The sequence below is a fragment of the Seonamhaeicola aphaedonensis genome (genome assembly GCF_003386195.1).
GTDB classification, from domain to species: Bacteria; Bacteroidota; Bacteroidia; order Flavobacteriales; family Flavobacteriaceae; genus Seonamhaeicola; species Seonamhaeicola aphaedonensis.
Genome location: NZ_QRDX01000001.1, coordinates 279697 through 295437, shown reverse-complemented (window position 1 = coordinate 295437; position 15741 = coordinate 279697). Strand labels below are relative to the sequence as shown.

Annotated in this window: 14 protein-coding genes; 13 read left to right on the top strand and 1 reads right to left on the bottom strand. The window is 35.5% G+C overall.

Going from position 1 to position 15741, the window contains the following annotated elements; all coding sequences use genetic code 11:
- Positions 1 to 18: 18 nt before the first annotated feature.
- Complete coding sequence (locus tag DFQ02_RS01365) at positions 19 to 1728, bottom strand: GMC oxidoreductase (RefSeq protein ID WP_116039188.1); 1710 nt, start codon at positions 1726 to 1728, stop codon at positions 19 to 21.
- A 154-nt stretch (positions 1729 to 1882) separates the two neighbouring features.
- Here DFQ02_RS01365 and DFQ02_RS01360 point away from each other — a divergent pair, with 154 nt between their 5' ends.
- The 13 genes from DFQ02_RS01360 (at position 1883) to proB (ending at position 15701) form a co-directional block, all read left to right on the top strand.
- Complete coding sequence (locus DFQ02_RS01360; protein WP_116039187.1) at positions 1883 to 2926, top strand: helix-turn-helix transcriptional regulator; 1044 nt, start codon at positions 1883 to 1885, stop codon at positions 2924 to 2926.
- Between the two features lie 100 nt (positions 2927 to 3026).
- The gene (locus tag DFQ02_RS01355; protein ID WP_116039186.1) at positions 3027 to 3989 is read left to right on the top strand and encodes a sugar phosphate isomerase/epimerase family protein; all 963 of its coding nucleotides are present in this window, start codon (positions 3027 to 3029) and stop codon (positions 3987 to 3989) included.
- A gap of 24 nt (positions 3990 to 4013) precedes the next feature.
- Positions 4014 to 5186, top strand: a complete 1173-nt coding sequence (locus DFQ02_RS01350; protein WP_116039185.1) for an MFS transporter — start codon at positions 4014 to 4016, stop codon at positions 5184 to 5186.
- 7 nt (positions 5187 to 5193) lie between these two features.
- Positions 5194 to 6339, top strand: coding sequence for a Gfo/Idh/MocA family protein (locus DFQ02_RS01345; protein WP_181896328.1), 1146 nt, complete (start codon positions 5194 to 5196; stop codon positions 6337 to 6339).
- A 51-nt stretch (positions 6340 to 6390) separates the two neighbouring features.
- Positions 6391 to 7443 carry a sugar phosphate isomerase/epimerase family protein gene (locus DFQ02_RS01340; protein ID WP_116039656.1) on the top strand — a complete coding sequence of 351 codons (1053 nt, stop codon included), beginning with the start codon at positions 6391 to 6393 and terminating at the stop codon, positions 7441 to 7443.
- Positions 7444 to 7446: 3 nt separating this feature from the next.
- On the top strand, positions 7447 to 8199 hold the full coding sequence (locus DFQ02_RS01335) for a 3-keto-disaccharide hydrolase (protein WP_116039183.1): 753 nt from the start codon (positions 7447 to 7449) through the stop codon (positions 8197 to 8199).
- 521 nt (positions 8200 to 8720) lie between these two features.
- Entirely contained in the window at positions 8721 to 9341 is a 621-nt protein-coding gene (locus tag DFQ02_RS01330) for a GNAT family N-acetyltransferase (RefSeq protein ID WP_116039655.1), read from the top strand.
- Between the two features lie 95 nt (positions 9342 to 9436).
- On the top strand, positions 9437 to 10612 hold the full coding sequence (locus tag DFQ02_RS01325) for an argininosuccinate synthase (protein ID WP_116039182.1): 1176 nt from the start codon (positions 9437 to 9439) through the stop codon (positions 10610 to 10612).
- 74 nt (positions 10613 to 10686) lie between these two features.
- The gene (gene argC / locus DFQ02_RS01320) at positions 10687 to 11670 is read left to right on the top strand and encodes an N-acetyl-gamma-glutamyl-phosphate reductase (RefSeq protein WP_116039181.1); all 984 of its coding nucleotides are present in this window, start codon (positions 10687 to 10689) and stop codon (positions 11668 to 11670) included.
- Between the two features lie 90 nt (positions 11671 to 11760).
- On the top strand, positions 11761 to 12555 hold the full coding sequence (gene proC / locus DFQ02_RS01315) for a pyrroline-5-carboxylate reductase (RefSeq protein WP_116039180.1): 795 nt from the start codon (positions 11761 to 11763) through the stop codon (positions 12553 to 12555).
- 2 nt (positions 12556 to 12557) lie between these two features.
- The gene (locus DFQ02_RS01310) at positions 12558 to 13706 is read left to right on the top strand and encodes an aspartate aminotransferase family protein (RefSeq protein WP_116039179.1); all 1149 of its coding nucleotides are present in this window, start codon (positions 12558 to 12560) and stop codon (positions 13704 to 13706) included.
- A gap of 32 nt (positions 13707 to 13738) precedes the next feature.
- Positions 13739 to 14935, top strand: coding sequence for a glutamate-5-semialdehyde dehydrogenase (locus DFQ02_RS01305; RefSeq protein ID WP_116039654.1), 1197 nt, complete (start codon positions 13739 to 13741; stop codon positions 14933 to 14935).
- 1 nt (position 14936) lies between these two features.
- Positions 14937 to 15701 (top strand): glutamate 5-kinase, encoded by a 765-nt coding sequence (gene proB, locus DFQ02_RS01300; protein ID WP_116039178.1) that lies wholly within the window; start codon positions 14937 to 14939, stop codon positions 15699 to 15701.
- Positions 15702 to 15741 lie beyond the last annotated feature (40 nt).

The following is a 15741-nucleotide window of genomic DNA, read 5'->3' as shown; positions in this document are numbered from 1 at the left end:
ATTTCCTAACTCTTTTCATTATAGTTTTGTTTTAAATACTTTGGCTGCATAATTAGCTGCTCTAGCGGTAATAGCCATGTAGGTTAAAGACGGATTTTGACACCCCGCTGAGGTCATACATGCACCGTCTGTAACAAATACATTTTGAACACTATGAATCTGATTATACTCGTTCAAAATTGATGTTTCTGGGTTCCTTCCCATTCTGGCAGTTCCCATCTCATGTATTGCCACTCCAGGTGCGACAGGTCGATCAAAAGGCTCAATATTTTTAAATCCAGCCTTTGTTAACATATCTACTGCCTGTTCAACAATATCTTTACGCATATTAAGTTCATTCTCTTTCCATTCAGCATTAAAGGTAACGGTTGGTAATCCCCATTGATCTAGTTTATTATAATTCAACGTCATTTTATTGTCATGGTAAGGTAAGCATTCTCCAAAACCGCCAAGATGCATCCGCCAAGAACCAGGTTTTAATATTTCTTCTTTAAACTCAGCTCCATATCCTAACTCTTTTATGTGTTCTGTAATGCCGTGTCTGCCGGCGCCTCCTTGATAACCATAGCCTCTTAAAAATGATTTTTGTTTAGTTTCTTTATCTCCAAGATTTCTAAAACGAGGAATGTAAATGCCATTTGGTCGTCTTCCTTTATAATACTTGTTACTATAACCATCAATGGTTCCTGATGCTCCAGAACCTACGTGATGATCCATGAGGTTGTGTCCTAATTCTCCAGAATCATTTCCAAGGCCATTTGGAAATCTTTCTGATTTAGATTGCATTAATATGGAAGTTGATGCAATAGCAGAGGCACAACAAAAAATGATGTCTGCATCAAACTCAAGTTTTTCCTTAGTTTTGGCATCAATAATTCTAACACCTGTAGCTTTTTTTAAATTATCATTATAAACTATTTCATAGGCAATTGAATGTGGTCTAAGGGTCATGTTGCCACTACGTTGGGCAGCAGGTAATGTGGAAGCGTTGCTGCTAAAATAGCTTCCATAGGGACAGCCTCTCCTACATCTATTTCTAAATTGGCATTTGCCTCTACCTTCATGTGGTTGGTCTCCTGTAATGTGTGCAACTCTTCCAATGGTTAAAACACGTCTATGATTTTGTGCCATCTGTTCTTTCAGGTGTTGCTCTACACAATTTAATTCCATAGGTGGTTCAAAAATACTATCTGGTAATTGAGGCAGTCCCAATGCTTCTCCACTAACGCCTATATAACGTTCTACATAACTATACCAAGGTTCTAAATCTTTGTACCTTATAGGCCAATCAACACCATGACCATCTTTTTTGTTAGCTTCAAAATCTAAATCACTAAGTCTGTAGCTTTGTTTTCCCCATGTTATAGATCTTCCACCTACATGATAGCCCCGAATCCAATCAAATCTTTTTTCTTCATTATAAGGATGATCAATATCATCTACAAACCAATGGTACGAACCATTTTTTAAAAAAGAACTCACTCGATGTTGTTTATGTTGTCTTGCTTTTTGTTTAGCAGTTGGTTCACCTCTAAGTTCCATGTCCCAAGGGTCTAAATTCATGGTGGGATAGTCCAAAACATGCTCAACCATTCTACCACGTTCTAAGACTAAAGTTTTAAGTCCGTTTTCGCATAATTCCTTGGCAGCCCACCCTCCTGATATACCAGTTCCAATGACAATGGCATCATATTTACCGGATTTTTTTATGATATCCTTAATGCTCATGAATTCTTTTTTTTCAAAATAAAATGAGTTCGTTTTTTAATATATGCGTGATAAATGTATGTTAAAACCTAAGAATTATTATTAAACTCTTAGGTTCTTTATAATATTTGGAAAAATAGTTAATTTGCATGGGTTAATTGTTTAAAATATTTCAGTGAAAGTAAACGTACATGAAATTGAACCCTATGAAGCTAACGGTGTGGTGTATCATGCTGATACTTGTTTGCCGTTAATTGACGCCTTTAACAGAAAGAAACTGAAATTTAAGGCATTAGCTAGACATACTTATCCAGGGGAGCGATTAGATGAAAATACTTTGGGTTTGAACAGTATTGGTTATTGGGACGCCAATGAACCACAAGATTGGGGTTTAGATTGGCATCGAAATGAGGGTATAGAATTTCATTTTTTAGAATCAGGTACCATGCCATATGCTCAAGAAGGGAAAGAAGTGTTGTTAACTCCTAATCACCTGACCATCACACGTCCGTGGGAGGCTCATAAAGTTGGGAACCCCAATATTGGTATGGGAAAATTTTATTGGGTGATTATTGATTTGGGTGTTCGTAGACCCCACCAAGAATGGGTATGGCCAGATTGGATTACTTTAACAAATGATGATTTATTACAATTAACAACTATTTTAAGGCATAATGAACAATCAATTTTAAAGGCAAATCAAAGGGTTCGAGATTGTTTTAAGCGTATAAATATAGCAGTAAATACAGATGAAAATGGAAGTAATGCCTCTAGAATTAGGTTGTTAATAAATTATTTGTTGATTCTAATTTTAGATCTGTTAAAAACCGAAAATATTGTGCTTAACGAGTCTTTAACTGATAGTTCTAGGAGCGTACAATATTTTTTAAAAGAGCTAGATAAGAATTTATCTGAAAACTGGACCATTGAGGAAATGGCTAAATCTTCAGGAGTTGGATTAACGCGCTTTACGCACCATTGTAAGCAATTAACCAATTTAACACCTATGCGGTATTTGAATATACGTCGTTTAGAAATGGCTAAAAATATTTTAAAAGATAATCCTCATTTAACCGTTGGAGAAGTAGCTAACATGTGTGGTTTTACTACAAGTCAATACTTTTCTACTGTATTTAAAAAACATGAAAAGTGCTCTCCAAAAGCCTTTAGAAGCAGGTATCAATTGAGTGAAAAGTTAAGTGCATACCCTGAGATTTAAAGTTGTTTAAATTTTTTCACTGAATAAAAATAGACAGCTGTTGACATTTATTTCTATAACTTCACACTTCTTCAAATTAATTTATATACTAACAAAATACATGAAACGTCGCGATTTTATTTTGAAAACATCTCAAACAGGTATAGCAATTTCAGCACTTGGACTTTATGCTTGTAAGAATTCAAAAGAAAAGAAAATAATTGATGAAACTAAGGAAATAGACAATTCAGAAGAATTGTTTTTTAAGATGTCTTTAGCACAATGGTCTTACCATAGATCACTCAAAAGTGGTGCAATTGATCATTTAGACTTTGCAGCAAAATCAAGAAGTTTTGGGTTTGAAGGGATAGAATATGTAAATAGTTTCTTTAAGAATAAGGCACAAGATATGAGCTATTTAAAAGAAATGAATTCTAGAGCTGATGCCGAAGGCCAAAAAAGTGTGCTCATCATGGTGGATGGAGAAGGCGCATTGGCAGATGCCGATACTAAAAAACGTTTAAAAGCTATTGAAAATCATTACAAATGGGTTGAAGCAGCACATTTTTTAGGTTGTCATGCAATTAGAGTAAATTTGGCTGGAGGTATTGATGAAGAAGAAGCTGCAAAAGCAGGGATTGATTCTTTAACGCAACTTTCCGATTTTGCCAGAGGGTCAAATATTAATGTTCTAGTAGAAAATCATGGTGGGTTTTCTTCAAATGGTGCGTGGATGTCAAGGGTGTTTTCTCAAATAAAGAATGAAAATTGTGGTACTCTACCAGACTTTGGGAATTTTTGCATTAAAAAGGATGAAGAAAGGAATTGTTTAGAAGCCTATGATAGATACAAAGGAATGAAGGAAGTATTACCATTTGCAAAAGCAGTTAGTGCGAAATCATATGAGTTTGATAATCAAGGTAATGAAACCACAATTGATTACAAGCGCGTTATGAAAATGGTAAAGGATTCAGGTTACACGGGCTTTGTAGGAGTGGAGTTTGAAGGTAAAACTATTTCAGAAGAAGCAGGCATACAGGCCACTCGCGATTTGCTCATTAAAGTTGGTAAACAACTTGCTTAAAAAGCTAATCAAACTAAATAAATTATGGAAAATATTAATAAAAACAGGTTGTTTTTGGGAAGCTGTTTGGCTTTAATTACAACAGCCATGACTTTTGCTATTCGTGCACGTTTAGAAACGGTTTTTGGGCCACATGGCGTGGGTTTAACCATGGAGCAAATAGGATATGCTTTTGCACCCGCATTTTTTGGATTTACAATTGCTATGATTATTGGTGGGCCATTAGTAGACTTACTGGGGATAAAAAAAATAACGTGGATGGCATTTATAACCCATGCTATTGGGATAGTACTAACCCTAATGGCAGACTCCATGACATCACTATTTATTGCAACCCTATTTATTGGTATTGGAAATGGCTTTGTTGAGGCAGCGCTGAACCCCATGGTGGCTTCCATGTATCCTGATGAAAAAACTAAAATGTTAAACAGGTTTCATGTATGGTTTCCTGGAGGTATCGTTATTGGAGCTTTAGTAGGTTGGTTGGTTATGGATGTTTTAGGCTTGAGTTGGCAAGTTATGGTAGCTACGTTGTTTATTCCTTTGGTGATTTATGGATTATTATTTTGGGGGCAAAAAATACCCGTTACAGAGCGTGTTCAAATGGGAGTGAGCAATAAAAAAATGTTTTCTAGTGTTTTAAAACCTCTGTTTTTGTTCATGGTAGCCTGTATGTTTTTAACGGCAGCTTCAGAATTAGGAACCACACAAAGAATTGAATCGTTGTTAAAAGAATCGGTAACTGCACCGTTATTGGTATTAGCATTTATTAATGGTATTATGGCTTTAGGTAGACTGTTTGCAGGACAGGTAGTACATAAATTAAGTCCGTCGGGAATGTTGTTGTATTCTGCAATTTTCACATTTATTGGGTTATGGTTATTAACGGTTTCAAATGGTGGGATGACCTTTGTAGCAGCTGCGGTTTTTGCCATTGGGGTTACATTCTTTTGGCCAACCATGTTAGGTTTTGTGGCAGAATATTTACCAGAAACAGGCGCGTTAGGACTTTCCATCATGGGAGGTGCCGGCATGTTTTCGGTATCTATAGTTTTACCTGTTATGGGAAAACTTATGGATGATGCTAATGCTGCTGAGGCATTACAAACCATGTCTATTTTACCAGCTATCTTAATTGTGGCATTTTTGGGATTGCATATTTATATGAGAAAAAAATATCAAACTTCAGAAGTATAAATTATTTATGAGTAAAAAATTAAGAATGGGAATGGTTGGCGGTGGCATAGGTTCTTTTATAGGAGATGTGCACCGAAAAGCAGCTGGTATTGATGGTATGATAGAACTTGTTTGTGGTGCGTTTAGTAGTACTACAGAAAAATCAATAGCATCAGGGAAGGCACTTGGACTAGCTGAAAGCCGATGTTATGGTACTTTTGAAGAAATGATTCAAAAGGAAAAAACATTACCAGAGGATGTGAGAATGGATTTTGTAGCGATTGTTACACCAAACCATATGCATTTTCCACCTGCTAAGATGGCTTTAGAGTATGGGTTTCATGTGGTTTCTGATAAACCTGTGACGCTGACTTTAGAAGAAGCAGAAGCATTGCAGAGTATGGTAGCTAAAAGCGGAAAACTATTTGCCTTGACTCACAATTACACGGGTAATTCTATGGTAAAGCAAGCTAAAGCTATGGTGGCTAAAGGTGAATTGGGAGCCATAAGAAAAATACAAGCACAGTATTTACAAGGGTGGTTATCTACATCTTTGGAGAAAACCGAACAAAAACAAGCGGCTTGGAGGGTTGATCCAAAACGTTCTGGCATTGGTGGAGCTTTAGGAGATATTGGCACGCACGCTGAAAACTTAATTGAATACATAACAGGGCTGAAAATTAAAGAAATTGCAGCTGATTTGGGAAGGTTTGGAGAAGGGCGCATTTTAGATGATGATGGTAATATGCTGATACGAATGGAGAATGGCGCCAAAGGCACAATTTCTATTTCTCAAATTGCCTTGGGTGAAGAAAACAATTTAGGCATTAAAGTTTACGGTACAAAAGGAAGTTTGGAATGGTATCAAGAAAATCCAAACGAATTGATTACGCGTTGGCTCGATGAACCGAAAAAAATATATACGCCTAATGGTAATGGACTACATGATGAAGCTTTAGAAGTTTGTAGAATCCCGGCAGGACATCCAGAGGGCTATTTGGAGGCGTTTGCAACTATATATAAGAATTTTGCGTTGCATTTGATAGCTATAAACGATGGGAAAGTCATTGAAAAACCAGATTATCCCATCATTGAAGATGGTGTACGCGGTATGAAATTTATTTATGCGGCAGTAGAAAGTGATAAGAACAATGCTGCGTGGACTGAAATTTAATTTGTCATTCTCGTGAAGGCGGGAATCCACATGAAAAATTTAAATATAAAAATGAAAACAATAAAAGGACCAGCCGTTTTTTTGGCACAGTTTGCGGGAAGTGAAGCACCATTTAATAGTTTAGATGGCATGTGCCAGTGGGCGGCTGATTTGGGCTATAAAGGTATACAAATTCCAACTTGGGAGTCGAACCTAATTGATATTGAAAAAGCAGCCGAAAGTCAAACCTATTGCGACGAGCTTAAGGGTAAGGTGCAATCCTATGGGTTGGAAATCACAGAATTATCTACTCATTTGCAGGGACAGTTAGTGGCTGTGAATCCTGCTTATGATACTATGTTTGATGGTTTTGCACCAGAAGCTCTGAGAGGAAACCCCAAAGCAAGAACTGAGTGGGCTATTGATTTTGTTAAAAAATGTGGAACGGTGAGTAAACGTTTGGGGTTAAAATCGCACGCCTCTTTTTCGGGAGCATTAATGTGGCATACGGTCTATCCTTGGCCACAGCGACCTACTGGTTTGGTAGATATGGGATTCAAGGAGTTAGCTAACAGGTGGTTGCCTATTTTAAATCATTTTGATGACTGTGGTGTAGATATATGTTATGAAATTCATCCAGGAGAGGATTTGCACGATGGGATTTCGTATGAGCGTTTTTTGGAGGCTACAGGAAATCACAATCGTGCTAATTTATTGTACGATCCAAGTCATTTTGTATTACAACAATTAGACTATTTAGAGTTTATCGATATATATCATGAACGTATTCGAGCATTTCATGTGAAGGATGCTGAATTTAACCCAACTGGTAGACAAGGTGTATATGGTGGTTACGCTGATTGGAAGGATAGAGCAGGACGTTTCAGAAGTTTAGGTGATGGTCAAGTAGATTTTAGTGCGATATTTTCAAAATTGACCAAATATGGACTGGATTTATGGGCGGTCATGGAATGGGAATGCTGTATTAAATCATCGGAACAAGGTGCCAGAGAAGGGGCGCCGTTTATTAAAAAACACATTATAGAGGCAGCAACCCGTAGTTTTGATGATTTCGCTGGTGGTGATATTGATGAGGATTATTTGAAAAGTATTTTAGGAATTTAAAGAATGGTATTCATAAAAATATTTCCAGTACTATTTGTAGTCCTCGTTTTTTTTGGTTGCAGGGATAACTCACAATCAGATGCCAAAAAAATAAATCAAACTAATAAAAATAATTCTAAAAAGGAAGTCCAAACTTCAGAATGGATAAACCTTTTCGACGGAAGTTCATTAAATCAATGGAGAGGGTATTTAATGGATGATATGCCCAATGAATGGACTATACAAGATAATGTATTAGTTTTTATACCAAGTGAAGAAGGTGGTAAAAGCATTATTACAAAGGATAAGTTCAATAATTTTATATTGTCTATAGAATGGAAAATATCCAAAGGCGGTAATAGCGGTATTTTTTGGGGTGTTTATGAAGATGAAGAATTTAGCGAAGCATACCATACGGGACCTGAAATTCAAATTTTAGATAACGCCTCACATCCAGATGCCAAGATAAATCCAAAATTTCATCAAGCAGGAGCGCTTTACGATCTAGTACAACCAAAGCATGATGTTTGCAAGCCAGCAGGTGAATGGAACCTGTGTGAACTTGAAGTCAATCATGAAACAAACAAAGGCTCAGTGGCTTTAAACGGGGTGCAAATTGTTTCTTTTTCTCTGTCAGGATCAGAATGGGAGGAAATGATTAAAAAATCAAAATTCAAGGATTGGGATGGATTTGGTAAATACCACTCTGGGCATATAGGGTTACAAGATCATGGCGATAAGGTTTGGTTTAAAAACATTAAAATTAAAAGGCTTTAAAATTAGTTTTTACATGCCTACAACGTTTACTCTTGATTGTCTAAAATATAAAAAGTTATATTTTTTAAATACCCAGAGTTTTTTGTTGTTACTTTTTTTTAGAAAAAAATAGTCAAAAAGGCTATATTAAAAAGTGATATCTAATAAAAAGCTAGTTATTTATGAAATTTATTAAAAACGCAGTCATTGTTAGGCGTTTATGAAATAATGTATTAGATTTACACCATGAAAAATTTTAAAAACAAAATACGTTGTACTACTCCCGGTTTACCCATGCGTCGTCGTCGCTGCATATAATATGCTCCAAGAAGTAAACTCAATAACGTAATTTAAATTTTTTCAAAAGTGTCCAATTTTTTTTCAATAGCAATTATAATTAAAGTTAATTTCATGATAATTAACAATAACTTTGTACGTCGCTTTTTCCCGCGTCGCCCGTAAGGGTATGTATTGTAATTTTGAATTAGGTGCGTCCAATTCAGCTTAAAAATAGTTTATTTAGACATTTAATTAAAGGGAAAATGAAGGTTGTAATAGCCGATATAACACATATAAAATACGCCGAAGAAATTTGCGAAACTATAGCAGAATCTGCAGCTGTAAGAGGAACAGGTATTGCAAGGCGAACACCTGAGTATATTGCAAAAAAAATGGAAAACGGTAATGCCGTAATTGCATTAGACGGAGATAAGTTTGCCGGTTTTTGCTACATAGAAAAGTGGGGACATGGAAAATTTGTAGCAAATTCTGGACTCATTGTTCATCCAGATTATAGAGGTGGCGGTCTAGCAAAAAAAATTAAATTGAAGGTATTTGCGCATTCTAGAGAAAAATTTCCAGATGCAAAGGTGTTTAGTATCACCACGGGTCTAGCGGTTATGAAAATGAATAGTGATTTAGGATATAAACCTGTGCCATTTTCAGAATTAACAGATGACCCTACCTTTTGGGATGGTTGCCAAACCTGTAAAAATTATGATGTGTTAACACGTACTAATAGAAAAATGTGTTTGTGTACAGGGATGCTCTATGACCCTGAAAAAGTGAAGAAAGAGAAAAAAACTGTGATTAAAGAGAAAACATTTAATAGACTAAAACGAATTAAAGAAGCGCTGTTTCTTAAAAAAGACAAAAATAAATAGACATGAAATGAGCCATGATGACTATCAAATAATACCTTTCGATATATTTAATGGCGAATTATATCTGACCAAAAAAAACAATAAAATTAGAACAGATGAAAAAATTAGTAATAGCATATAGTGGCGGTTTAGATACATCATATTGTGCGGTAAGTTTGTCAAAAGAATTTGAAGTTCATGCTGTGAGTGTTAATACCGGTGGATTCACAAAAGATGAAATCAACCATATTGAAAGTAATGCCTATAAAATGGGTGTTGCTACCTACAAAAACATTGATGCAGTAGCTACATTTTACCAAAAAGTGGTTAAATATTTAATTTTTGGAAATGTATTAAAGAATAACACTTATCCTTTATCAGTAAGTGCTGAAAGAATTATTCAAGCCATTGAAATTGTTGAGTATGCAAAAAGTATAGGGGCAGGTTACATTGCTCATGGTAGCACAGGTGCTGGTAATGACCAAGTAAGGTTTGATATGATTTTTCAAACCTTAGCGCCAGAGATAGAAATTATCACACCTATTAGAGACGAACAGTTAACCAGACAGCAAGAAATAGATTATTTAAAAGCTAATGGTATTGATATGTCTTGGGAAAAAGCCAAGTATTCTATCAATAAAGGCCTATGGGGAACCAGTGTTGGGGGTGCAGAGACTTTAACCTCAGACCAACCGCTACCAGAGCATGCTTATCCGTCACAAGTAAAGCACTCTGAGCCAGAAAAAGTAAAATTGACTTTTGAAAAAGGGGAGTTGGTTGCTGTAAATGGTGTTGAAAATGCTCCTGAGATTAACATAGAAGTCTTAAACAATTTAGCATCTGCTTACGGAATTGGGAGAGACATACACGTAGGTGATACCATTGTAGGGATTAAAGGTAGGGTTGGTTTTGAAGCTGCTGCAGCTTTAATTACTATCAAGGCACATCATTTATTAGAAAAGCACACCTTAACAAAATGGCAATTACAGCATAAAGAATATTTATCTAGTTTCTATGGTATGCATTTACATGAAGGACAGTATTTAGATCCTGTAATGAGAGATATTGAAGCTTTTTTAACAAGTTCTCAAGATAAAGTTAGTGGTAATGTTGTTGTGACGTTACTACCTTATCATTTTTCGTTAGATGGTATTAGTTCGGAGCATGATTTAATGAGTGCTAAATTTGGTAGCTATGGAGAGGAAAACAAGGGATGGACAGCAGATGATGCTAAAGGGTTCATTAAAATTCTTGGAAACCAAAATAAAATATATCAACACGTAAATTCTTAAATTCTAATGTTATTCTGAGCGTGTCACACTGAGCGGAGTCGAAGTGTCGAGAAGAATCGCAAAAAAGAAATAAAATGAAAAGTATTAAAGTAGGAATCATAGGAGGTGCAGGTTATACGGCAGGTGAGTTAATCCGATTATTAATTGCTCATCCTGAAGCTGATATAGACTTTGTATTTAGTACCAGTAATGCGGGTAACCAAATAAGTAAAGTGCATCAGGATTTGGTGGGCTCTTTAGATAAAACCTTTACTGATACTGTGAATCCTGATGTTGATGTCTTGTTTTTATGCTTAGGTCATGGGAATTCGGTGAAGTTTTTAGAGGCCAATACATTTTCTAAAAGCACTAAAATTATTGATTTAGGAAATGATTTCAGGTTAGAAGCCGATAAAGTATTTGATGGAAAGACTTTTGTTTATGGTTTACCAGAGTTACAAAAAAAAGCTATTGAAAGTGCAAACTATATAGCCAATCCAGGCTGTTTTGCAACAACCATTCAATTAGGTTTGTTGCCGTTGGCAAATGCAGGTTTGCTAAATCAAGATGTGCATATCAATGCGGTAACAGGAGCGACTGGTGCAGGAACTTCACTATCAGCTACAACACACTTTACTTGGCGAGATAATAACTTTTCGTATTACAAACCATTTACCCATCAGCATTTGGGAGAAATAAATCAATCGGTTAAACATTTACAGAATAATTTCGACTCAGATATTCTCTTTATGCCCAATAGAGGAAATTTTTCAAGAGGAATTTTTGCCACTATTTACACCGATTTTGAAGGAACGCTTCAGGAAGCAAAAGATATTTATAAATCATTTTACAAAGAGGCTGCTTTCACTTTTTTGAGTGATGACCAATTACATTTAAAACAAGTAGTGAATACCAATAAATGTTTAATTCATTTACACAAGCATCAAGGTAAATTATTGGTAACCAGCATTATAGATAATTTATTGAAAGGAGCCTCAGGACAGGCTGTTCAAAATATGAATTTAATGTTCGGGTTAGAAGAAACAACCGGGTTGCAATTAAAAGCCACATACTTTTAAAAAATCAGCAGTCATTCCTGCGCAGTCAGGAATACATAAGATATAAAAAAAGATTCTCTAATTCTAGGGAATGACAAAAAATAAAGAATTATGAAAATAGCTATCATAGGAACTGGAAATTTGGGAAGTTCAATAGCCAAAGGCTTAATCAAAAATAAAACGTTTACCTCTTTATATTTGAGTGACAAGAATACATCTGCGGTTTCTGAGTTTGAAGATGAAGAAAATGTCATCATTACCAACGATAATAGAGAGGCGGTTCTGAATTCTGATTTAGTGATTTTCGCTTTGCAACCAAGGCATGTAGAATTTGTTTTAAAAGAAGTAGCCACAGAGATTACTAAGAAACATTTAATTATGTCGGTAGCCGCTGGATTTGCTATTTCAAAAATTGAAAGTGTTATTGGTACAGATAAGCATATTATTCGCGTCATGCCAAATACAGCTATTTCCATAGGGAAATCCATGACCTGTTTATCGGCTAATGAAATTGGTGAAGAAAAAATTGAATTGGCTAAAACCATTTTTAACCAATTAGGAACTACTATGGTAATTCCTGAAGAACAAATTCAAGCAGCCACAGTAATTTGTGCCAGCGGTATTGCTTTTTGGATGCGTTTGGTACGTGCCACTACCCAAGGTGCTATTCAATTAGGGTTTGAAGCCGAAGAAGCACATCAATTAGCGTTGCAAACCTGTTATGGGGCGGCTAGTTTGTTGAAAGAATCTGGTAGACACCCAGAAGCAGAGATTGATAGAGTAACAACTCCTAGTGGTTGCACTATTGAGGGATTAAATGAAATGGAGCATCAAGGATTGAGTTCTTCTTTAATCAAAGGAATCAATGCTTCATTCGAAAAAATTAATCAAATTAAAAATAGTTAAACATGCCATTATTTGACGTTTATCCATTATATGATGTAACACCGGTTTCAGGAAAAGGAATTCATATTTATGATGACAAAGGGGCTGAATATTTGGACCTTTACGGAGGACATGCTGTGATTTCTATTGGGCATGCGCATCCAAATTATATAAAGGCGGTTACAGAACAAGTGAATGCATTGGGATTTTATTCTAATGCCATTCAAAACCCACTACAGCAGGAGTTAGCAAGTAAATTGGAACAACTTTCTGGATGTGATGGTTATCAGTTGTTTTTGGTGAATTCTGGAGCTGAAGCTAATGAGAATGCACTAAAAATGGCATCTTTTAAAACTAGAAAGAAACGTGTAGTAGCTTTTAAAAAAGGCTTTCATGGACGTACATCTGCCGCTGTGGCAGCAACTGATAATCCAAATATCGTAGCACCAATCAATGCACAACAGGATGTAACTATTTTAGAATTGAATGATATTGATGCTGTTAAAACCGAATTAGAGAGAGATGACGTATGTGCGGTAATTGTAGAATTTATTCAAGGTGTTGGAGGTTTAGACCAAGGAACTGCTGAGTTCTTTGAACAAGTGGATGCACTTTGTAAAGCTAATAACACCATGTTTATTGCTGATGAAGTGCAATCTGGTTATGGGCGTTCAGGTAAGTTTTTCGCATTTCAGTACTATAATGTAACACCAGACATTATTTCAATAGCTAAAGGTATGGGGAATGGATTCCCTATTGGAGGAATTTTAATTCACCCTAACATCGAAGCCCAATATGGTATGTTGGGAACCACATTTGGAGGCAATCATTTAGCATGTGCAGCGGGTTTGTCGGTTCTAAATACCATTGAATCTGAAAATTTATTAGAGAATGTAAATGAAGTAGGGACCTATTTTGTTGAAAAGGCTAAAGACATTCCGCAGATAAAAAAAATAAAAGGAAGGGGCTTAATGCTCGGGCTAGAATTTGATTTTGAAGTTGGGGCGCTTAGAAAAGAATTAATTTATAATCATAAGGTATTCACTGGTGGTGCTGCCAACAAAAAATTATTACGCATTTTACCACCTTTGAATATTGAAAAGGTTCATGTAGATGAGTTCTTTGATATTTTGAATGTAGCCCTCAAGAAAATAACAGAAACTGTAAAATAGATAATAGATAAATGAACACTGAAAAAAAGAAAATGAACACATTATTATCCATAGAAACAAGAAATGCGGTATTGCTTAAAATGGCAATGCTTTTAGAGCAAGAACGTCAAGCAATAATTGATATAAATAAAGTAGATTTAGAATCATACAATGGCGAAGACATCTCAATGTATGACCGTTTAAAAGTTGACGATTCTAAAGTTGATGAAATGATTAAAGCCGTAACACATTTAGCTTCTCAGGAAGACCCAGTAGGGGTAGAACGTTTTAGTTTTAAGCACGATAACGGTATGCAGGTTTACAATAAAACCGCATCGTTTGGTACGGTACTTATTATTTATGAATCAAGACCAGACGTAACAGTAGAAGCTGCTGGAATTGCCTTTAAATCTGGAAACAAAATTTTATTAAAAGGAGGTAAAGAATCGTTGCGTTCTAATTTAAAAATTGTGGAATTGTGGCACCAAGTGTTAAAAGAAGAGGGAGCATCTAAAGATTGGGTTGAGTATTTGCAATTTGATAGAACAGAAACACAAGCATTTCTAGAAAAGCCAACACAGCCAGTAGATTTAATAGTGCCTCGTGGTGGTGAGCGTTTAATTGCTTTTGTAAAAGAGCATGCGGCGTGTCCGGTAATCGTAAGTGGTCGTGGAAACAATTTTGTTTATGTGCATAAAGATGCTAATAAATCTATTGCCTTAGATGTAATTATTAATGGAAAGACAGCTAAAATTTCGGCATGTAATGCTGTTGATAAAGTGCTTGTTGATTCTAATTTACCTGATAAAGAACGTTTTATGAAAACCTTAATTTCAAAATTAAAAGAGTTTAATGTTGAGATTTTAGGAGATGCACAAACATCTAAGTTTGAAGAAATTAATAGTTTTGAATCTGATGATATTTGGTATGAAGAATTTTTAGATTATAAAATAGTTATTGGTGAAATAGACTCTAATGCTAATGCCATTGCTAAAATCAACAAATATTCTGGAGGACATTCGTCATCCATCATAACAAACGATGAAGCCGAAGCTAAAACCTTCATGGAAAATGTAGATACTGCGGCAGTCTATCATAATGCCTCAACCAGATTTACTGATGGCGGACAATTAGGTTTAGGTGGCGAGTTGGCTATAAGTACAGATAAATTACACCAAAGAGGACCAATTGGTCTGCAACATTTGGTAACTAATAAATGGTATGTTCATGGTAACGGACAAATAAGATAGAATGCCAAAAAAGAAACGCATATTACTAAAAATAGGCTCCAATACCTTAACCAAGGAAACGAATAATATTTCCAGAGGAAAGATTGAGGACATCGCCAATCAAATTGCTAAACTTCAAGATACCTGTGAGTTTATTATAGTAAGCTCTGGGGCTATAGCTGTTGCAAAGCAATTTGTAAAACTGGAAAGTAAACGTAAGGAGCTTTTTGTTAAACAAGCCTTAGCTTCCATAGGGCAGCCTCATTTAATTAGAATCTATCAGGAAATTTTTAGGGAATATGGGTTGTTGAGTTCTCAGTGTTTATTATCTTATTCAGATTTTGAAAAAGAGGAAAGTAAAGTCAATATTACAAATACTATCAACGTGTTGGTAAATAACAATTATATTCCAATCATTAATGAGAATGATACCGTAGCTACTGATGAAATTAAATTTGGAGATAATGATAAATTAGGCGCTTTGACCGCTTCTTTAGTTAATGCAGATTTGTTTATTATAGCAACAAATACCAACGGAATATATACTAAAAGTTCAATGCAGAATGGCATGCCAGAAACTATAAAGGAAGTAACCGATTTTAAGGAGCTTGCTGATGAAGTAGTAAGTTCAAAATCATCGCACGGTAGTGGTGGTATGCAAAGTAAAATTCAAGCTGCTGAGGTCACAAAAAGAGCAAAAATAGAAACATGGATAGTAAACGGTTTAGAGGATAATTTTATTCTGAATGCTATGGAAAATAACGTGCCGTTTACCAAGATAAAATGACGTTATGCTGAATCTGTTTCAGCATTACATTATAAATAAA

Coding starts and splice junctions, on each gene's coding strand:
- DFQ02_RS01365 (WP_116039188.1), bottom strand. CDS start 1,728: ATGAGCATTAAGGATATCATAAAAAAATCCGGTAAATATGATGCCATT.
- DFQ02_RS01355 (WP_116039186.1), top strand. CDS start 3,027: ATGAAACGTCGCGATTTTATTTTGAAAACATCTCAAACAGGTATAGCA.
- DFQ02_RS01350 (WP_116039185.1), top strand. CDS start 4,014: ATGGAAAATATTAATAAAAACAGGTTGTTTTTGGGAAGCTGTTTGGCT.
- DFQ02_RS01345 (WP_181896328.1), top strand. CDS start 5,194: ATGAGTAAAAAATTAAGAATGGGAATGGTTGGCGGTGGCATAGGTTCT.
- DFQ02_RS01340 (WP_116039656.1), top strand. CDS start 6,391: ATGAAAACAATAAAAGGACCAGCCGTTTTTTTGGCACAGTTTGCGGGA.
- DFQ02_RS01335 (WP_116039183.1), top strand. CDS start 7,447: ATGGTATTCATAAAAATATTTCCAGTACTATTTGTAGTCCTCGTTTTT.
- DFQ02_RS01330 (WP_116039655.1), top strand. CDS start 8,721: ATGAAGGTTGTAATAGCCGATATAACACATATAAAATACGCCGAAGAA.
- DFQ02_RS01325 (WP_116039182.1), top strand. CDS start 9,437: ATGAAAAAATTAGTAATAGCATATAGTGGCGGTTTAGATACATCATAT.
- argC (WP_116039181.1), top strand. CDS start 10,687: ATGAAAAGTATTAAAGTAGGAATCATAGGAGGTGCAGGTTATACGGCA.
- proC (WP_116039180.1), top strand. CDS start 11,761: ATGAAAATAGCTATCATAGGAACTGGAAATTTGGGAAGTTCAATAGCC.
- DFQ02_RS01310 (WP_116039179.1), top strand. CDS start 12,558: ATGCCATTATTTGACGTTTATCCATTATATGATGTAACACCGGTTTCA.
- DFQ02_RS01305 (WP_116039654.1), top strand. CDS start 13,739: ATGAACACATTATTATCCATAGAAACAAGAAATGCGGTATTGCTTAAA.
- proB (WP_116039178.1), top strand. CDS start 14,937: ATGCCAAAAAAGAAACGCATATTACTAAAAATAGGCTCCAATACCTTA.